The 19,060-nt window shown below is 70.8% G+C and carries 16 protein-coding genes; 8 read left to right on the forward strand and 8 right to left on the reverse strand.

Features of this window, described 5'->3' with window-relative positions; translation table 11 throughout:
* Positions 1-18: 18 nt before the first annotated feature.
* From ACFZBP_RS29055 to ACFZBP_RS29070, 4 genes are read left to right on the forward strand one after another with little or no spacing between them, the layout of a single operon-like run.
* Positions 19-1,653 carry a glycoside hydrolase family 13 protein gene (locus ACFZBP_RS29055; protein WP_383445126.1) on the forward strand — a complete coding sequence of 545 codons (1,635 nt, stop codon included), beginning with the start codon at positions 19-21 and terminating at the stop codon, positions 1,651-1,653.
* Positions 1,654-1,712: 59 nt separating this feature from the next.
* A complete protein-coding gene (locus ACFZBP_RS29060; RefSeq protein ID WP_391417355.1) occupies positions 1,713-3,050 on the forward strand; it encodes an extracellular solute-binding protein in 1,338 nt (445 codons plus the stop codon).
* Positions 3,051-3,056: 6 nt separating this feature from the next.
* Positions 3,057-4,421, forward strand: coding sequence for an ABC transporter permease subunit (locus tag ACFZBP_RS29065; protein WP_391417357.1), 1,365 nt, complete (start codon positions 3,057-3,059; stop codon positions 4,419-4,421).
* Positions 4,418-5,257 (forward strand): ABC transporter permease subunit, encoded by an 840-nt coding sequence (locus ACFZBP_RS29070; protein ID WP_391417359.1) that lies wholly within the window; start codon positions 4,418-4,420, stop codon positions 5,255-5,257. The genes ACFZBP_RS29065 and ACFZBP_RS29070 overlap by 4 nt, the downstream gene beginning before the upstream one ends.
* 368 nt (positions 5,258-5,625) lie before the next feature.
* Here ACFZBP_RS29070 and pgl read toward each other — a convergent pair whose 3' ends face one another.
* The 5 genes from pgl to tkt are packed head-to-tail and all read right to left on the reverse strand — an operon-like array spanning position 5,626 to position 12,498.
* The gene (gene pgl / locus ACFZBP_RS29075) at positions 5,626-6,408 is read right to left on the reverse strand and encodes a 6-phosphogluconolactonase (protein WP_391417360.1); all 783 of its coding nucleotides are present in this window, start codon (positions 6,406-6,408) and stop codon (positions 5,626-5,628) included.
* Positions 6,405-7,718, reverse strand: a complete 1,314-nt coding sequence (gene opcA / locus ACFZBP_RS29080) for a glucose-6-phosphate dehydrogenase assembly protein OpcA (RefSeq protein ID WP_391417362.1) — start codon at positions 7,716-7,718, stop codon at positions 6,405-6,407. Before opcA ends, pgl begins: the two co-directional genes overlap by 4 nt.
* Entirely contained in the window at positions 7,715-9,253 is a 1,539-nt protein-coding gene (gene zwf / locus ACFZBP_RS29085) for a glucose-6-phosphate dehydrogenase (protein WP_383445145.1), read from the reverse strand. The genes opcA and zwf overlap by 4 nt, the downstream gene beginning before the upstream one ends.
* A gap of 4 nt (positions 9,254-9,257) precedes the next feature.
* The gene (gene tal, locus ACFZBP_RS29090; RefSeq protein ID WP_383445148.1) at positions 9,258-10,376 is read right to left on the reverse strand and encodes a transaldolase; all 1,119 of its coding nucleotides are present in this window, start codon (positions 10,374-10,376) and stop codon (positions 9,258-9,260) included.
* Positions 10,377-10,410: 34 nt separating this feature from the next.
* Positions 10,411-12,498: a transketolase gene (gene tkt / locus ACFZBP_RS29095; RefSeq protein ID WP_383445152.1), complete on the reverse strand. Its 2,088-nt coding sequence runs from the start codon at positions 12,496-12,498 to the stop codon at positions 10,411-10,413.
* A 362-nt stretch (positions 12,499-12,860) separates the two neighbouring features.
* Here tkt and ACFZBP_RS29100 point away from each other — a divergent pair, with 362 nt between their 5' ends.
* The 4 genes from ACFZBP_RS29100 to ACFZBP_RS29115 all read left to right on the forward strand — a co-directional run bounded on the left by ACFZBP_RS29100 (position 12,861) and on the right by ACFZBP_RS29115 (position 16,275).
* The gene (locus ACFZBP_RS29100) at positions 12,861-13,829 is read left to right on the forward strand and encodes a heme o synthase (protein ID WP_391417365.1); all 969 of its coding nucleotides are present in this window, start codon (positions 12,861-12,863) and stop codon (positions 13,827-13,829) included.
* An 83-nt stretch (positions 13,830-13,912) separates the two neighbouring features.
* Positions 13,913-14,203 carry a hypothetical protein gene (locus ACFZBP_RS29105; RefSeq protein WP_383445158.1) on the forward strand — a complete coding sequence of 97 codons (291 nt, stop codon included), beginning with the start codon at positions 13,913-13,915 and terminating at the stop codon, positions 14,201-14,203.
* Positions 14,204-14,409: 206 nt separating this feature from the next.
* Entirely contained in the window at positions 14,410-15,516 is a 1,107-nt protein-coding gene (locus tag ACFZBP_RS29110; protein WP_391417368.1) for an amidohydrolase family protein, read from the forward strand.
* 18 nt (positions 15,517-15,534) lie between these two features.
* The gene (locus ACFZBP_RS29115) at positions 15,535-16,275 is read left to right on the forward strand and encodes a nucleotidyltransferase (RefSeq protein ID WP_391417370.1); all 741 of its coding nucleotides are present in this window, start codon (positions 15,535-15,537) and stop codon (positions 16,273-16,275) included.
* A gap of 1 nt (position 16,276) precedes the next feature.
* Here ACFZBP_RS29115 and ACFZBP_RS29120 read toward each other — a convergent pair whose 3' ends face one another.
* From ACFZBP_RS29120 to ACFZBP_RS29130, 3 genes are all read right to left on the reverse strand, one after another.
* Positions 16,277-17,269 (reverse strand): heme A synthase, encoded by a 993-nt coding sequence (locus ACFZBP_RS29120; protein WP_383445715.1) that lies wholly within the window; start codon positions 17,267-17,269, stop codon positions 16,277-16,279.
* A gap of 72 nt (positions 17,270-17,341) precedes the next feature.
* A complete protein-coding gene (locus ACFZBP_RS29125) occupies positions 17,342-18,058 on the reverse strand; it encodes an ABC transporter permease (RefSeq protein WP_391417611.1) in 717 nt (238 codons plus the stop codon).
* 62 nt (positions 18,059-18,120) lie between these two features.
* A complete protein-coding gene (locus tag ACFZBP_RS29130; RefSeq protein WP_391417372.1) occupies positions 18,121-19,044 on the reverse strand; it encodes an ATP-binding cassette domain-containing protein in 924 nt (307 codons plus the stop codon).
* Positions 19,045-19,060: the final 16 nt, after the last annotated feature.

Raw genomic sequence — 19,060 nt, forward strand, 5'->3', positions numbered from 1 at the left:
GCTACTTAACATGCATGCATGCTGAGTAAGTACCACTGGTGGCGTGACGCGGTGATCTACCAGGTCTACGTCCGCAGCTTCCTCGACAGCACCGGCGACGGAGTCGGCGATCTCGCCGGGGTCCGGGCCGGGCTGCCGTATCTGAAGAAGCTGGGCGTCGACGGGATCTGGCTGAGCCCCTTCTATCCCTCGCCGCAGCACGACCACGGCTACGACGTCGCCGACTACTGCGACGTCGACCCGCTCTTCGGAGATCTCGCCGAGTTCGATCTGCTGGTCGCGGCGGCCCGGCGGCTCGGGATCAAGGTGCTGCTCGACATCGTCCCGAACCACTGCTCCAGCGAGCACCCGTGGTTCGAGGAGGCGCTGGCAGCCGAGCCCGGCAGCGCGGCCCGCGCCCGCTTCCACTTCGCCGACGGCCAGGGGGCCGCCGGCGAGGAGCCGCCGAACAACTGGCACTCCATGTTCGGCGGCCCGGCCTGGAGCCGGGTGACCGAGGCGGACGGCCGGCCCGGCCAGTGGTACCTGCACATGTTCGCGCCCGAGCAGCCCGACTGGAACTGGCGCAACCCCGAGATCGGCGCCGAGTTCGACCGCGTCCTGCGCTTCTGGCTGGACCGGGGCATCGACGGCTTCCGCATCGACGTGGCCGCCGGCCTCTTCAAGCACCCCGAGCTGCCCGACTCCGACGACCCGGAGGCCGACGCCCGCACCCGCGACTCGGTCAACCCGCTCGCCTGGAACCAGCCCGAGGTGCACGCGGTGTGGCGCAAGTGGCGTTCCATATGCGAGGAGTACACCGCCCGCGACGGCCGCGAGCGCCTCCTCGTCGGCGAGGTCTCCGTGCCGACCGCCCGCGAGCACGCCCTGTACGTCCGCGACGACGAACTCCACCAGGCCTTCTTCTTCGACCTGCTCAGCGCGCCCTGGGAGGCCGACGCCTTCCGCAAGGTGATCTCGGAGGCCATGGAGGACATAGCCGGCACGGGCTCGACGGTCACCTGGGTGCTCAACAACCACGACCAGGTCCGCACCGTCACCCGCTACGGCGAACCCGCGCTCGAAGGCAGCGGCCTGGGTACGGCCCGCGCCCGCGCCGCCGCGCTACTGATGCTGGCGCTGCCCGGAGCCGCGTACATCTACCAGGGCGAGGAACTGGGCCTGCCCGAGGTCGTCGACCTGCCCGACGACGTCCTCACCGACCCGATCTTCCACCGCACCGGCAGCCGGGCCCGTATCCGCGACGGCTGCCGGGTGCCGCTGCCGTGGTCCGGCCAGGCGTCCCCGTTCGGCTTCACCTCCGGTGTCGAGAGCGCCAAGCCGTGGCTGCCGCAGCCGGAGTACTTCGCCGAGTACGCCACCGACCGCGCCCTCGCCGACACCCGCTCCTTCTGGCACCTGTACCGCGACGGCCTCCAACTGCGCGACGCGCTGCCCCAGTTGGGCGAGGGCACGCTGCGCTGGCTGGACAGCCCGCCCGGCGTCCTGGCCTTCGTCCGCGGCGACGGCCTCGTCTGCGCCGTCAACTTCGGTACGGCCCCCACCCCGGCGCCCGTCTCCGGCACGCCCTTGCTGTCCAGCGGCCCCTGCCCGGCCGGAGTGCTGCCCGGCTCGACGGCCGCGTGGTGGATCGGCGACGACGCCGACCTCTGAAGCCCCCCAGGAGCCCCGAGCTCCCGTCAACTCCCCATCCCCCCGAAGGGACATCAACGATGATGCGACGACGTACGACCCTGCTCACCGGCTGCACCGCCCTCGTCCTGGCGCTCGGCGCGACCGCCTGTGGCGGCGGACCGGTCTCCGCCGGCGGCGGGGACAAGGCGCTCAGCGGACAGACGATCACCGTGGCCGGCGTGTGGACCGGCACCGAGCAGAAGAACTTCCAGAAGGTCCTGGACGCGTTCACCGAGAAGACCGGCGCCAAGACGACGTTCGTGTCCACCGGCGACAACGTCTCCACCGTCGTCGGCAGCAAGATCGAGGGCGGCAACGCCCCCGACGTGGTGATGGTCCCGCAGGTCGGCGTGCTCCGGCAGTTCGCGAAGAACGACTGGCTCAAGCCGCTGTCCAAGACCGCCCAGCAGTCCGTGGACGCGGGCTTCGCCCCCGTGTGGAAGGACTACGGCAGCGTCGACGACACCCTCTACGGTCTCTACTTCAAGGCCGCCCACAAGTCGACCGTCTGGTACAGCCCCGACGCCCTCGCCCAGGCGGGCGTCGAGCCGCCGAAGTCGTACGACGACCTGCTGAAGGCCGGACGGACCGTCTCCGACTCCGGTCTCGCCGCGTTCTCGGTCGCCGGGCAGGACGGCTGGACGCTGACCGACTGGTTCGAGAACGTCTACCTCTCCCAGGCCGGACCCGAGAAGTACGACGCCCTCGCCGCGCACAAGCTGAAGTGGACCGACGCGTCGGTGGTCGAGGCGCTGACCACGCTCGGCAAGCTGTTCAAGGACAAGCAGCTGATCGCGGGCGGCCAGAAGGGCGCCCTGAACACCGACTTCCCGGGCTCGGTGGAGAAGGTGTTCGGGCCGAAGCCCGAGGCGGGCATGGTCTACGAGGGCGACTTCGTCGCGGGCGTCGCCAAAGACCAGTTCGGCAAGAAGATCGGCGAGGACGCGAACTTCTTCCCCTTCCCGGCCGTCGGCGGTGGCAAGGCGCCGGTCGTCAGCGGCGGAGACGCGGCCGTCGTCCTGAAGGACGGTAAGAACCAGAAGGCCGGGATGGCCCTGCTGGAGTACCTGGCGACACCGGAGGCCGCGGCGGTGTGGGCGGAGGCGGGTGGCTTCCTCTCCCCGAACAAGAACGTCGACCTCGCCTCCTACGGCGACGACGTGACCCGCGCGACCGCCAAGTCCCTTGTCGCCGCGGGCGATTCCGACTCGGTCCGCTTCGACATGTCCGACCAGGCACCGGCCGCGTTCGGCGGCACCAAGGGCGCGGGCGAGTGGAAGCTCCTCCAGAACTTCCTGCGCGACCCGTCCGACCCGAAGGGCACCGCGGCGAAGCTGGAGGCCGCGGCGGCCAAGGCGTACGAGGGCCAGGGCTGACCCGACATGACCGCCACTCTCCTGAAAGAGGCGAGCCACGGGCCCGCCGTGAGCCCGGGCAGGGAACGTGCCCGGCGCTCGCGGCGGCGCGCGCGGATCATCGCCCTGCTCTTCGTCTTCCCGGCGCTGCTCCTGCTGGGCGCGCTGGTCGTGTACCCGGTGCTGTTCTCGGTCGGCCGCAGCTTCTTCGACGCCTCCGGCACCCGTTTCGTGGGCGGCGAGAACTACGCCGAGATGTTCCGCGACCCGGCCACCCTCAAGGCCATCCGCAACACCACCATCTGGGTCGTGGTGGCCCCGGCCCTGCTCACCGGCCTCGGCCTGATCCTGGCCGTGCTGGTGGAGAAAGTCCGCTGGGCCACCGCCTTCAAGCTGCTGCTGTTCATGCCGATGGCCGTGTCCTTCCTCGCCGCCGGCATCATCTTCCGCCTCGCCTACGACGAGGACCCCGACAAGGGCGTGCTGAACGCCGCCGTCGTCTCCGTGCACGACGCCTTCCAGGGCACCTCGACCTATCCGACGGCCCGGGCACGCGACGGGCAGGGGCTGGCGAAGGGGACGGACGGCTCGTACCGCACGAGTACGACCGCGTCGCCGGGTGAGTCGGTCACGCTGGGCCTGGTCGGCGTCCTGCCCGACGACCTGCCCGGGGGCACCGAGTCGGCGTATGCGGCGGTGGCGCGGAAGGCGAGCCCCGATGAGCTGCGCGGCGTCGTGTACCTGGACTTCACGCCCGGTGGGGGAGGGGAGCAGGGCAAGGTCGACCGGCGGGAGAACGGGCTGCCGGAGATGAAGGTCGAGGCGGTACGGGCCGGGAAGACGGTCGCGTCGACGACCACGGCGTCCGACGGCTCCTTCACTTTCGACGGGCTGGACGACGGCTCGTACACGGTGAAGCTGCCGGCCTCGAACTTCGCCGCCCCGTACGAGGGCGTCTCCTGGCTCGGGCCGACGCTCGTCACCCCGGCGATCATCGGGGCCTACCTGTGGATCTGGACCGGCTTCGCGATGGTCCTGATCGGCGCGGGCCTGTCGTCCCTCCCGCGGGACGCGCTGGAGGCGGCGCGGATGGACGGGGCCAACGAGTGGCAGATCTTCCGGCGGATCACGGTGCCGCTGCTGGCGCCGGTGCTGACGGTCGTCTTCGTCACCTTGGTCATCAACGTGATGAAGGTCTTCGACCTCGTCTACATCATCGCGCCCGGGCCGGTGCAGGAGGACGCGACCGTGCTCGCGACGCAGATGTGGCTGGTGTCGTTCGGCGGCGGCAACAACCAGGGGCTGGGCAGCGCGCTCGGCGTACTGCTCCTGCTGCTCGTCATCCCCGCCATGGTGTTCAACGTCCGCCGTTTCCGAGGGAGTCAGCGATGAACGCGGTCAAGCGCGGTCTGGGCCACGGGGTCGTCCAGTCGCTTCTCGTGGTGGTCGGGCTGGTGTGGCTGACGCCGCTCGCCGGACTGTTCCTGTCGTCCCTGCGGTCCACCGAGGACACGGCGACGGGGGGCTGGTGGACCGTGTTCACCAGTCCCGGTCAGCTGTCCTTCGACAACTACTCGGCGCTGCTGGGGAACGCAGGGATCAGTCAGGCGTTCTGGAACACCGTGTTGATCTCGGTGCCGGCGACCGTGTTGGTCGTCGTGCTCGCTGCGCTCGCCGGGTACGCGTTCGCGTGGCTGGACTTCCCCGGGCGGGAGGCGGTCTTCCTGGTCGTGGTGGCGCTGCTGGTGGTCCCCGTGCAGATCGGGCTGCTCCCCGTCGCCAAACTCTTCGGTCAGCTGGGGCTGTTCGGCACGATTCCGGGTGTCGTCCTCTTCCATGTGGCGTACGGGTTGCCGTTCGCGGTGTTCCTGCTGCGGAACTACTTCGCCGAGATGCCCAAGGAGATGCTGGAGGCGGCTCGGATGGACGGGGGCAGTGAGTGGAGGATCTTCACGCGGCTGGTGCTTCCGGTGGGGCGTCCCGCGATCGCCTCGCTGGCCATCTTCCAGTTCCTGTGGGTGTGGAACGACATGTTGGTGGCGTTGCTGTTCGCCGACAGTGCGTCTCAGCCGTTGACCGTTGAACTCCAGTCACAGATACGGCAGTTCGGCAGCAACATCGATGTGCTGGCGCCGGGGGCGTTCGTGTCGCTGGTGGTGCCGGTGGTCGTGTTCTTCGCGTTCCAGAGGCATTTCGTACAGGGGGTCATGGCGGGGTCGGTCAAGTAGGGCTTTCCTCGCCCCCGCCGCCCCTACCCGTCCCATCCCCAGGGGCTCCGCCCCTTCGACCCCGGGTCGGTCTTCGGGTGCGGGACGGTGGGGGCTGGTCGCGCCCACGCGGCGGAGCCGCATATCGACACAGCCCGGCGCCCCTTTCTGGGGCCCCGCCCCAGACCCCGCTCCTCAAACGCCGGAGGGGCTGGATTTGCCGGGCGGGGGCTGAACTTTGCCGGGCCGGGGCTGGATTTTTTTCAGCCCGTCCGGCGTTTGAGGACGAGGCCCTCAGGGCCGATCAGGGGGTCTGGGGGCGCAGCCCCCAGGGATGGGACGGGTAGGGGCGGCGGGGGCGAGAACGAACGCCCGCCGCCCCTACCCGTTCACGGCGAAGCCGGCGGATACAGCGACCGCGGAAGCTGCGAGGCCGCCGCCGAGTCCAGCAGCCACAGGGTCCTGGAACGCCCGTACGCCCCGGCAGCCGGCGCCTGGATCTCCCCCGCCCCCGAGAGGGCGATCGCGGCCGCCTGAGCCTTGTCCTCACCGGCCGCCAGCAGCCACACCTCCCGCGCGGCCCGGATCGCGGGGAGCGTGAGCGTCACCCGCGTCGGCGGCGGCTTCGGCGCGCCGTGGACGCCGACGACGAAACGGTCCGTCTCCCGTACCGCTGGGAGTTCCGGGAAGAGGGAGGCCACATGCGTGTCGGGCCCCACGCCCAGCATCAGGACGTCGAAGGTGGGGACGGAGCCGTGGTTCTCGGGCCCCGCAGCCCTCGCCAACTCCTCCGCGTACGAGGAAGCCGCCGCCTCCACATCCGCGCCGAACGGCCCGTCCGACGCCGGCATGGCATGCACCCGCTTCGAATCCAGCGGCACGGAGTCCAGCAGAGCCTCGCGGGCCTGCGTGACGTTGCGCTCGGGGTCGCCCTCGGGCAGGAAGCGCTCGTCGCCCCACCAGAGGTCGAGCCGGCCCCAGTCGATGGCGTCACGGGCGGGGGCGGCGGCCAGCGCGGCGAGGAGGCCGTTGCCGTTGCGGCCGCCGGTGAGGACCACGGACGCGCTGCCCCGGGAGGCCTGCGCGTCCACGATCTTCGTGATCAGCCGCGCCGCCGCGGCCTGCGCCATCAGCTCCTTGTCGTGGTGCACGACCAACTGCGGAGTACTCACTTGGCCGCCGCCTTCGTCACCGGTTCCTGTGCCTTCGCGGCCGCTTTCGCAGCGAGCTCGGCCGGCGTTCCGACCGCTGCTCCTTTGGCCGGGGCCGACGATCCCTCCCCGCCCCCGCTCGCCTCCGGGTCCGCGGCCACGCTCGCCTCCGGGTCCCCGGCGCCGCTCGCCTGCGAGTCCGCGACCCCGCTCGCCTCCGGGTCCGCGGCCACGCTCGCCTCCGGGTCCCCGCCCCCGCTCGCCTCCGAGTCCTCAGCCCCGCCCGAAGGCGACTCCTCCGCCCTCGCCACAGCGGCCTCGGCCAGCGCCACGGCCTGCACGGCCTTCGCCACCGCCGCCTCGGCAGCCTCGGCCGCTCCCGCGCCCCGAACCGCCGAGGCGAGCCCGGAGTTCAGTCGTTCCACCCCGAACCGCAGCGCCGAAGCGTATGTGTCGTCCGGGTCGAGCCGCCGCAGTTCCTCCGCGATCAGCTCGGCCGTCTCGCGCCGCTTCAGCGCCACCGCACGGTTCGGCTGGCCCTGGATGGAGAGGGTCGCCAGGGAGCCGTCCGCACGGTCCAGTGTGATCGGGCCGCAGTCGGTGTCCATCCGGACCGCCGTCAGACCGGGGCCCGACGACAGCGACCGCTTGACGGGGACGTCCAGCCGGTCCGCGAGCCACATCGCCAGCAGCTCACAGCTCGGGTTGAACTCCTCGCCCTCCACCTCGACGGCCTTCACCTCGCAGACCACCTGGTCCAGAGCCGCCGCGAGCATCGAGCGCCACGGCGTGATCCGGGTCCAGGACAGGTCGGTGTCGCCGGGGGTGTACGTGTCGGCGCGCGCCGACAGCTCCCGTACCGGCTGCTCCGAGGCGTACGTGTCCGTCACCCGGCGCTGGGCCAGCGCGCCCAGCGGGTCCTTCGCCGGGTCGAGCGGGGCGTTCACCGGCCACCAGACCACCACCGGGGCGTCCGGCAGCAGGAGCGGCAGGACCACCGACTGTGCGTGGTCGGACACCTCGCCGTACAACCGCAGCACCACCGTCTCGCCGCTGCCCGCGTCCGCGCCCACCCGCACCTCGGCGTCCAGCCGGGACTGCGTACGGTCGCGGGGCGAGCGCGAGACGCGCTTGATGACGACCAGCGTGCGCGAGGGGTGTTCGTGCGAGGCGTCGTTCGCCGCCTTCAGGGCGTCGTAGGCGTTCTCCTCGTCCGTCACGATGACCAGCGTGAGCACCATGCCGACGGCAGGCGTGCCGATGGCCCGACGGCCCTGCACCAGCGCCTTGTTGATCTTGCTGGCCGTGGTGTCGGTCAGGTCTATCTTCATGGCCGGCGCCAGCTCCGTCCGTCTCGCTCGAGCATTTCGTCCGCCTCGACGGGGCCCCAGGTACCGGCCGGGTACTGGGCGGGCCTGCCGTGCTGGTCCCAGTACTCCTCGATCGGGTCGAGGATCTTCCAGGACAACTCGACCTCCTCGGTGCGCGGGAAGAGGTTCGAGTCGCCGAGCAGGACGTCCAGGATCAGGCGCTCGTACGCCTCGGGCGAGGACTCGGTGAACGACTCGCCGTAGGCGAAGTCCATCGACACGTCCCGGATCTCCATCGAGGTGCCGGGCACCTTCGAACCGAAGCGGACCGTGACGCCCTCGTCCGGCTGGACGCGGATGACGATCGCGTTCTTGCCGAGCTCCTCCGTCGCCGTGTGGTCGAAGGGGGAGTGCGGCGCGCGCTGGAAGACGACCGCGATCTCGGTGACACGGCGGCCGAGACGCTTGCCGGTGCGCAGATAGAAGGGGACGCCCGCCCAGCGGCGGTTGTCGATGCCCAGCCTGATCGCGGCGTACGTGTCGGTCTTCGAGTTGGCGTCGATGCCCTCCTCCTGGAGGTACCCGACCGCCTTCTCGCCGCCCTGCCAGCCGGCCGCGTACTGCCCGAACACCGTGTCCCGGCCCAGGTCCTTCGGCAGCCGTACGGCACCGAGCACCTTGGTCTTCTCCGCCGCCAGCGCGTCCGCGTCGAAGGAGGCGGGCTCCTCCATGGCCGTGAGGGCCATGAGCTGGAGCAGGTGGTTCTGGATGACGTCACGGGCGGCGCCGATGCCGTCGTAGTAGCCGGCGCGGCCGCCGATGCCGATGTCCTCGGCCATGGTGATCTGTACGTGGTCCACGAAGGACCGGTTCCAGATCGGCTCGAACATCGTGTTGGCGAAGCGCAGCGCCAGGATGTTCTGGACGGTCTCCTTGCCCAGGTAGTGGTCGATCCGGAAGACCTGGTCCGGGGCGAAGACCTCATGGACGACCTTGTTGAGCTCCTCGGCCGACTCCAGGTTGTGCCCGAACGGCTTCTCGATGACCGCGCGCCGCCAGGAGCTGGGCGTCTGGTCGGCGAGGCCGTGCTTCTTCAGCTGCTGGATGACCACCGGGAAGGAACTCGGCGGCACCGACAGGTAGAAGGCGAAGTTGCCGCCCGTGCCCTGGGCCTTGTCCAGCTCCTCGATGGTGCCGCGCAGCCGCTCGAAGGCGTCGTCGTCGTCGAAGGTGCCCTGCACGAAGCGCATGCCCTGGATGAGCTGCTGCCAGACCTCCTCGCGGAAGGGGGTGCGGGCGTGCTCCTTGACCGCGTCGTGGACCTCTTGGGCGAAGTCCTCATGGGCCCACTCGCGGCGGGCGAAGCCGACCAGCGAGAAACCCGGTGGCAGCAGACCCCGGTTGGCGAGGTCATAAACCGCTGGCATCAGCTTCTTACGTGACAAATCGCCCGTAACGCCGAAAATCACCAGGCCCGACGGCCCCGCGATACGCGGGAGCCGTCGGTCGGCGGCGTCACGAAGCGGGTTCGCTTCCGTGACGGTAAAGGGTGGCAAGGGATCAGCCCTCCGAGGGGGCGAGGCGCTCCAGCTCCGCCTCGGTCGACTTGAGCAGGTCGTTCCAGGACGCCTCGAACTTCTCTACGCCCTCGTCCTCCAGCAGCTGCACCACCTCGTCGTACGAGATGCCGAGCGCCTCCACCGCGTCCAGGTCGGCGCGCGCCTGCTGGTAGGTACCCGCGATGGTGTTGCCGGTGATCTCGCCCTGGGCCTCGGTGGCCTCCAGGGTGGCCTCCGGCATGGTGTTGACCGTGTTCGGCGCGACCAGGTCGTCGACGTACAGGGTCGGCTTGTAGGCCTTGTCCTTCACGCCGGTCGAGGCCCACAGCGGACGCTGCTTGTTGGCGCCCGCGTTCTCCAGCGCGCTCCAGCGGCCGTCCGAGAAGATCTCCTCGTACGCCTGGTAGGCGAGCCGCGCGTTGGCCACGCCCGCCTTGCCGCGCGCGGCCTTGGCCGCGTCGGTGCCGAGCGCGTCGATCCGCTTGTCGATCTCGGTGTCCACCCGGGACACGAAGAAGGACGCCACGGACTGGATCTTGGACAGGTCCAGGCCCCTGGCCTTCGCCTTCTCCAGGCCCGCGAGGTAGGCGTTCATGACCTCGCGGTAGCGCTCCAGCGAGAAGATCAGCGTGACGTTGACGCTGATGCCGAGGCCGATGACCTCGGTGATCGCCGGAAGGCCCGCCTTGGTGGCCGGGATCTTGATCAGGGTGTTCGGGCGGTCGACGAGCCAGGCCAGCTGCTTGGCCTCGGCGACGGTCGCCCGGGTGTTGTGGGCCAGGCGCGGGTCGACCTCGATCGACACGCGGCCGTCCTGGCCGCCGGTGGCGTCGAAGACCGGGCGCAGGATGTCGGCGGCGTCCCGGACGTCCGCCGTGGTGATCATGCGGATCGCCTCTTCGACGGTGACCTTGCGGGCGGCGAGGTCGGCGACCTGCTGCTCGTAGCCCTCACCGCCGCTGATCGCCTTCTGGAAGATCGACGGGTTGGTCGTCACACCCACGACGTGCTGCTGGTCGATCAGCTCGGCGAGATTGCCGGACGTGATGCGCTGGCGCGACAGGTCGTCCAGCCAGATCGCCACGCCCTCCTCGGAGAGGCGCTTCAGTGCGTCTGTCATGGAAAATCAAACTCCTACGTCTCGTATATGAGCGTCAGCGCTGGACTGCGGCGAGGGATTCCCGCGCGACGGCCGCCACGTTCTCGGCAGTGAAGCCGTACTCCCGGAAAAGGACCTTGCCGTCGGCCGAAGCACCGAAGTGCTCCAGGGAAACGATGCGACCCGCGTCCCCGACGTACTTGTGCCAGGTCAGACCGATCCCGGCCTCCACCGCGACCCGCGCCTTGACCGCCGGCGGCAGAACGCTGTCCCGGTACCCCTGGTCCTGCTCCTCGAACCACTCCACGGACGGCATCGACACGACCCGCGTCGGCACCCCGTCGGCCTGCAGCTGCTCGCGCGCCTCCACGGCCACGTGCACCTCGGAACCGGTCGCGATCAGCACGACCTGCGGCTCGCCGCCCTCGGCCTCGAACAGCACGTAACCGCCGCGCGCGGCGTCCTCGTTGGCCTCGTACGTCGGCACACCCTGACGGGTCAGCGCGAGGCCGTGCGGGGCGCCCTTGCCGAACTCCTTGGTCCAGCGCTTGAGGATCTCGCGCCAGGCGATCGCGGTCTCGTTGGCGTCGGCCGGACGGACCACGTTCAGCCCCGGGATCGCCCGCAGCGACGCGAGGTGCTCGATCGGCTGGTGGGTGGGGCCGTCCTCGCCGAGCCCGATGGAGTCGTGCGTCCACACGTACGTCACCGGCAGGTGCATCAGCGCCGACAGACGCACGGCGTTGCGCATGTAGTCGGAGAACACGAGGAACGTGCCGCCGTAGACACGGGTGTTGCCGTGCAACGCGATGCCGTTCATCTCCGCGGCCATGGAGTGCTCGCGGATGCCGAAGTGGATCGTGCGGCCGTACGGGTCCGCCTCCGGGAGCGGGTTGTCCGCCGGGAGGAACGACGACGTCTTGTCGATCGTCGTGTTGTTGGAGCCCGCCAGGTCGGCCGAACCGCCCCACAGCTCCGGGATGACCGCACCCAGCGCCTGGAGGATCTTGCCGGACGCGGCACGCGTCGCGACACCCTTGCCGGGCTCGAAGACCGGGAGCTTCTCCTCCCAGCCGGTGGGCAGCTCGCCGGCCGCGATGCGGTCGAACTCCGCGGCGCGCTCCGGGTTGTTGTCCCGCCACTGCTGGAACGACTTCTCCCACACGGCACGGGCGGCCTGGCCGCGCTCCAGGGCGCCGCGGGTGTGGCCGATGACCTCGTCGGAGACCTCGAAGGACTGCTCCGGGTCGAAGCCGAGGACGCGCTTGGTCGCCGCGACCTCGTCGTCGCCGAGCGCCGAGCCGTGGGCGGCCTCGGTGTTCTGCGCGTTCGGGGCCGGCCAGGCGATGATCGAGCGCATCGCGATGAAGGACGGCTTGTCGGTGACCGCCTTCGCCTTCTCGATGGCGGCGTAGATGGCGGCCGGGTCGAGGTCGCCGTTGGCCTGCGGCTCGACACGCTGGACGTGCCAGCCGTACGCCTCGTACCGCAGAGCGGTGTCCTCGGAGACGGCCGTCTCCGTGTCGCCCTCGATCGAGATGTGGTTGTCGTCCCACAGCAGGACCAGGTTGCCGAGCTTCTGGTGGCCGGCCATCGACGACGCCTCGGCGGAGATGCCCTCCTGGAGGCAGCCGTCACCGGCGATGCAGTAGATGTAGTGGTCGAAGGGGGAGGTGCCCTCGGGGGCCTCCGGGTCGAACAGACCGCGCTCGTAGCGGGCGGCCATCGCCATGCCGACGGCGTTGGCGACACCCTGGCCCAGCGGGCCGGTCGTCGTCTCCACGCCCGTGGTGTGGCCGTACTCCGGGTGGCCGGGGGTCTTCGAGCCCCACGTCCGGAACGCCTTCAGATCGTCCAGCTCCAGGCCGAAGCCGGCCAGGTACAGCTGGGTGTAGAGGGTCAGGGACGAATGGCCGGCGGACAGCACGAAGCGGTCGCGCCCGACCCAGTCGGCGTCCGCCGGGTCGTGCCGCATCACCTTCTGGAAGAGGGTGTAGGCGGCAGGCGCCAGGCTCATCGCCGTACCCGGATGGCCGTTACCGACCTTCTGTACGGCGTCGGCGGCCAGGACGCGGGCGGTGTCCACGGCCCGCTGGTCCAACTCGGTCCACTCGAGGTCTGTGGTGGTCGGCTTGGTGCTCACCCTGGGTCAGGGCTCCTCTCCACATGTCGGTTGCCGGTGTCACGGGCACACGCCCACCGGCTGCCGGCGTTCTCGGCGTCGGCCGGCCGTTGTCGAGCCTACCCCCGGAAGTACGTGCGTTTTTTCGAGTCATTCCAGACTGCCGGGAGTCACCGGGATGTGCCTCCCGACCGGGTCGTTCCGCATTCGGCAAGTGAATACGCAGCCGCTCATCCGGGTGCTCAATCGAGCTTCGGCGCGCCCGTCGGACGGTGCCCTCCAACACGACCCCACCCCCGCGAATGTCCGGGTCTGGGCAACGTCTACAGTGGCGTGGTACGCGCGAGCCTTTACCGGGACTTCACACGGGGAGGCTCGCTGGGATGTCTCTGTCAGGGGTGTGCGTGACGGCCGTTGAATCCCGTCCAGCGGGGATTATCGGGACGAGCCAGAGCCCGAGCCGGCGGCCGGTAGGGGCCCGGGTCAAGGCGTTCGTGGCGCTGACCAAGCCGCGGATCATCGAGCTGCTGCTCATCACCACCGTTCCGGTGATGTTCCTTGCCGAGCAGGGGGTGCCCGACCTCGGTCTGGTGCTGCTCACCTGCGTCGGCGGCTACCTGTCCGCGGGCGGCGCCAACGCGCTGAACATGTACATCGACCGCGACATCGACGCGCTCATGGACCGCACCTCGCAGCGCCCCCTGGTCACCGGCATGGTCAGTCCGCGAGAGTGCCTGGCCTTCGGCATCGCGCTGGCCGTCGCCTCCACGCTGCTGTTCGGCCTCACCGTGAACTGGCTGAGCGCCTGGCTCTCCCTCGGCGCGCTCCTCTTCTACGTCGTCGTCTACACGATGATCCTCAAGCGCCGCACCTCGCAGAACATCGTGTGGGGCGGCATCGCGGGCTGCATGCCGGTGCTGATCGGCTGGACGGCCGTCACGAACTCCCTCACCTGGGCGCCGCTCATCCTCTTCCTGGTCATCTTCTTCTGGACGCCGCCGCACTACTGGCCGCTGTCCATGAAGGTGAAGGAGGACTACGCGCGCGTGGGCGTGCCCATGCTCCCCGTCATCGCCTCCAACAAGGTCGTCGCCAAGCAGATCGTCATCTACAGCTGGGTGATGGTCGCGGTGTCCCTGCTGTTGACGCCGCTCGGCTACACGGGCTGGTTCTACACCGCGGTCGCACTGGCCGCGGGCGGCTGGTGGCTGTGGGAGGCGCACGCCCTGCAGAACCGGGCGAAGGCGGAGGTGACGGGTGGGAAGCTGAAGGAGATGCGGCTGTTCCACTGGTCGATCACCTATGTCTCGCTGCTGTTCGTGGCCGTGGCGGTGGACCCCTTCCTGCGGTAGGGCCGCCGAGGCGGCGCCGTTGAGGCGCGGGTCACGCACCCCGCCCGTCGCCATTCGATCTACTCGTCGGTAGCATCCTGGCCATGGCAGACAAGGTGGCCAAGCTGGCCAAGCAGATCAACGCCTTCGCGAAGTCCCACGGCGGCGCCGAGGCCCAGGTCGCGTACCTCGGACAGCGCGGCGCCCGCATCGTGCTCGTCGGCGAGGACGGCGGCTGGGGCGACCTGGTGGCACCGACGTACGAGATCGCCGAGCAGGCGGTCGGGAAGGCCGGCGTCACCGTCCACGAGGACTTCGACGGCGAGTTCGCGGCGAAGGTGAAGACCGGCCCGTACGAGTGGAAGCGGATGGCGGGCATCCAGATCGGCGGCTGAGCATCGCCCGTCTCGCGGACGCGGGGCCGGGTCCGTCCGCGGCTCTGCCGCGCCCGTGCGACGAGCCACGAGTCACCCGCACCCGCCCGACAACCTGAGCCGCCCTCCCCGCCGTTTCGCACGGGGTGTGCGACACCAACACCTGAGGCCCGGTTCACCCGTTAGGACCTGTGACAAGCACACGGTCCTGCTGACGGGGAGCCCGGATGATCGAAACGCCGTCCCTCGTGGACCAGTACTGCCACGGGGTGCTCAGGACGGAACTGGGCCTCGGCACCTTCGAGGCCCAGCTGGCCCGCACCGAGGGCCCGCCGGCGCCCGGCACCACGCTCTTCGACACCCAGACCGGGTTCGCCGTACGCCGCTGGTGCCCGCCGTTACTCGGCCTGGAACCGCACTGCGCGCCCGCCCGCTATCTGGCCAGACGCCGTGAACTCGGCGTACTGGAGGCGGGCCGGCGTCTGCTGCGGGGCAGCGGCATCACGACGTATCTGATCGACACCGGCCTGCCCGGCGACCTCACCGGCCCCCCGGAGATGGCGTCCACCGCGTCCGCCGAGGTCCACGAGATCGTGCGGCTCGAACTCCTCGCCGAACAGGTCGCCGACACCTCCGGCACCGTCGAGTCCTTCCTGGCCAACCTCGCCGAGTCCGTGCACGGCGCGGCGGCCAACGCGGTGGCCTTCACCTCCGTGGCGGGCGTACGGCACGGTCTCGCGCTCGCGCCCGAACCGCCCGGCCCGGGAGAGGTACGGGGCGCGGCGGGGCGCTGGCTGGCCGCGCGCAGGGTCGGCGGCGAGCTGAGCGACCCGGTGCTGCTCCGGCATCTGCTGTGGATCGCGGTGGCGTCGGGGCTGCCGCTGCAACTGCACGCCGGGCTGGGGGAGCCGGGGCTGCGCATCGACCGTACGGACCCGGTGCTGCTCACGGACTTCGTCCGCGCCACGGCCGGCCTCGGCACCGACCTGATCCTGCTGCACGGCTACCCGTACCACCGCCACGCCGCCCACCTGGCCGGCGTCTTCCCGCACGTCTACGCCGACTCCGGCGCCGCCCTCATCCGCACCGGCGCGCGTGCCGCCACCATCCTCGCCGAGATCCTCGAGATGGCCCCCTTCGGCAAGATCCTCTTCTCCAGTGGCGCGCAGGGCCTGCCCGAGCTGCACGTGGTGGGCGCCCGGCTCTTCCGCGAGGCGCTCGCCAGGGTGCTCGGCGGGTGGGTCGCCGAGGGGGCGTGGTCCTTGGGGGACGCGCAACGGGTGGCCGGGATGGTGGCGGCGGGCAACGCCAGACGGGTGTACGGGGTGGAGTGAGCTGTACAGACTGGGCCCATGCCGACCGATGCCCTACTCGACCGCTTCCTTCACGAACTGACCGCCCTGGACCCCGTCGCCGTCTGGGCGCACGGCTCGCTCGCCGGCGGCGACTACCAGGAGGGCCGCAGCGACCTGGACCTGATCGCCGTACTGGAGGGCCCGTTGACCCCCGGAACCGTCTGGCGGGTGGCGAAGCTCCACGCCAGGCTGCGGGCCGAGCCGCTCGCGGAGCTGCTGCACTGCACGTATCTGACGCCGGACACGGCGGACGACGCCGGCCGGCGTCACCTCACCTGGGCGCACCAGGAGTTGTTCAGACGGACGGTGACCCCGGTGACCCGGCGCGAGTTGCACGCCTTCGGCCGGGTGCTGCACGGCCGGGCGCCCGCCGGTCTGCTGCCGCCGGTGCCGGACCGGGAGCTCGCCGAGTTCGTCGTACGCGATCAGCGGGACTTCTGGCGGCCGGCCGTCGACAACGCCCAGCTGTGGACCCGCGAGGTGTGGGTCGACCTGGGGACGATCACCTTCGCCCGGGCGAGCGTGACCCTGCGCGACGGCCGGCTGATCTCCAAGCGGGAGGCCCTGGACCTGCTCCCCGGTCTCGGGGCACCCGCCGAGGTCGTCGAGGACATCCGCAGCCGCCGCTACGACGCTGCCGCGCCGCCGCCGGCTGACGGGTGGGCGGCGCGCAGGGCCGCGCTGACGCGGGACTACCTGGGGCCGGCGATCGACGGGCTGGTGGCGGCGTACGGCTGACTCACGCGCGCGTGCCGACCGCCGCCTCGGCCGCCGGGGCCGGGATCGCCGTCTCGTCGAACGGCCGTTCCCGCAGGGCCAGCATCACCCGCAGCACCGCGATCCAGGTCACGGCCGAGCCGAGCATGTGCAGGCCGACCAGGATCTCCGGGAGGTCCGTGAAGTACTGGACGTAACCGATGACGCCCTGGGCGAGGAGGATCAGGAAGAGGTCGCGGGTGCGGTTCAGCGGGCCCTTCGGGGCGTCGACCGCCTTGAGGACGAACCACAGGGCGAAGGTCAGCGTGACCACGATCCAGGCCAGCACGGCGTGCAGCTTGGTGACCGTCTCCCAGTCGACCGGCATCCGCTCGACCTCGCTGGAGTCGCCCGCGTGCGGTCCCGCGCCGGTCACCACCGTGCCGACCAGGATCAGCAGCGCCGAGGCCCCGACCAGCACCCACACCAGCTGCTGCACGGCCTTGCCGACCAGCGGGCGCGGTGTGGTGTCACCCTCACGGGTGCGCTGCCACATCACGGTGGCCACGGCGATCAGGGCGGACGTCGCCACGAAGTGGGCGGCGACCGTGTACGGGTTCAGGCCGACCAGGACGACGATGCCGCCGAGCACCGCGTTGCTCATCACGATCCAGAACTGGGCCCAGCCCAGCCGGGTCAGACCGCGCCGGTACGGCTTCTCGGAGCGCGCGGCGATGATCGCCCAGCCGACGGCGGCGCACAGCACGTACGTCAGCATGCGGTTGCCGAACTCGATGGCGCCGTGCAGGCCCATCTCGGTGGTCGCGGTGAGCGAGTCCTCGGTGCACTTGGGCCAGGTCGGGCAGCCGAGCCCGGACCCGGTGAGCCGCACCGCGCCGCCGGTGATCACGATGATCACCGACATCACGAGTGCGGCGAGGGCCGCCCGTTGGACCGTCCTCGGGGTCGGGGTCCAGCGTGCGGCGATGAAGGCGAGCGGGTTGCGCACGGCCGCTACGGCGTCGGCGCGGGTCAGCTTTGGCACGCGCCCTATCGTAGGCGGACGCTTGTGCACGCTTTCACGAGGGTCCCGCCCGGCCCCGGCGGGTCACTCCCAGCGGAACCAGCGCCCGGCGGCCGCCAGCCCGGCGACCGCCCACACGGCCAGGATCCCCAGGTCGCCCCACGGGGTCCCGGCCCCGTGCTGGAGCACGTCGCGCAGTCCGTCGGAGAGCGCCGAGATGGGGAGCAGACCGAGCACGTCCTGGGCGCCGGAGGGGAACTTGTCCAGCGGCACGATCACGCCGCCGCCGACGAGCAGCAGCAGGAACACCAGGTTGGCGGCGGCCAGCGTGGCCTCCGCCTTGAGCGTGCCCGCCATCAGCAGGCCGAGCCCGGAGAAGGCCGCCGTGCCGAGGACCAGGAGCAGCAGGACGGCCAGCGGGTTGCCGTGCGGCGACCAGCCCAGCGCGAACGCGATCACCGTCAACAGGGCGATCTGCAGCACCTCGGTGACCAGCACCGACACCGTCTTCGCCGTCATCAGGCCCCAGCGCGGCAGCGGTGCGGAGGCCAGCCGCTTCAGCACTCCGTACCGGCGCTCGAAGCCCGTGGCGATGGCCTGCCCGGTGAACGCCGTCGACATCACGGCGAGCGCGAGAACGCCGGGGGCCAGGAAGTCGACGGCCTCGCCGGAGCCCGTGTCGACGATGTCCACCGAGCTGAACAGGACCAGCAGCAGGGTGGGGATCACGACGGTCAGCAGCAGCTGCTCGCCGTTGCGCAGCAGCATCTTCGTCTCCAGGGCCGCCTGCGCCGCGATCATGCGGGGGAGCGGGGCGGCGCCCGGCTTCGGGGTGTACGTACCCGGACCTGTACCGACGGCGGTCACGCGCGCAGCTCCTTACCGGTGAGCTCCAGGAAGACGTCTTCGAGGGTGTGCCGTTCGACCGAGATGCGGTCGGGCATCACGCCGTGCTGCGCACACCACGACGTCACGGTCGCGAGCAGCTGCGGGTCGACCTTGCCGACGACGCGGTACGAGCCCGGCGTGAGCTCCGCGGCCGTGCAGTCGGCGGGCAGGGCCTTCAGCAGGGACCCCACGTCGAGGCCGGGGCGGCCGGTGAAGCGCAGGGTGTTCTCGGCGCCGCCCCGGCACAGCTCCTCCGGGGAGCCCTGGGCGATGACCCGGCCGGCGTCGATGATCGCCACGTCGTCGGCGAGCTGCTCGGCCTCGTCCATGTAGTGCGTGGTGAGGATCACGGAGACCCCGTCGGAGCGCAGGTCCCGGATCAGGTCCCAGGTGGCCCGGCGGGCCTGCGGGTCGAGTCCGGCGGTGGGCTCGTCGAGGAACACCAGTTCCGGGCGCCCCACCACGGCCATGGCGAGCGCGAGCCGCTGCTGCTGGCCGCCGGAGAGACGGCGGTACGTGGTCCGGCCGCAGCTGTCCAGCCCGAGCCGCTCGACGAGGGCGTCGACGTCCAGGGGATGCGCGTGCAGCCTGGCGACATGGCGCAGCATCTCGTCGGCCCGCGCGCCCGAGTAGACGCCGCCGGACTGGAGCATCACGCCGATCCGGGGCCGCAGCTCGCCGGACTGTCTCACCGGGTCGAGCCCCAGGACACGCACGGTGCCGGAGTCCGGCTTGCGGTATCCCTCGCAGGTCTCCAAGGTCGTGGTCTTGCCCGCGCCGTTGGGTCCGAGTACGGCGGTGACACCGGCCCGGGCCACCAGGTCGAGGCCGTCCACCGCGGTTTTGCCGCCGTACCGCTTCACCAGGGCCTGGACCTGGAGCACGGGCTCAGTTCGCATGGCTCCAGAGTCTAGG

It is taken from the genome of Streptomyces sp. NPDC008086, assembly GCF_042957325.1.
Taxonomy (GTDB): Bacteria; Actinomycetota; Actinomycetes; order Streptomycetales; family Streptomycetaceae; genus Streptomyces.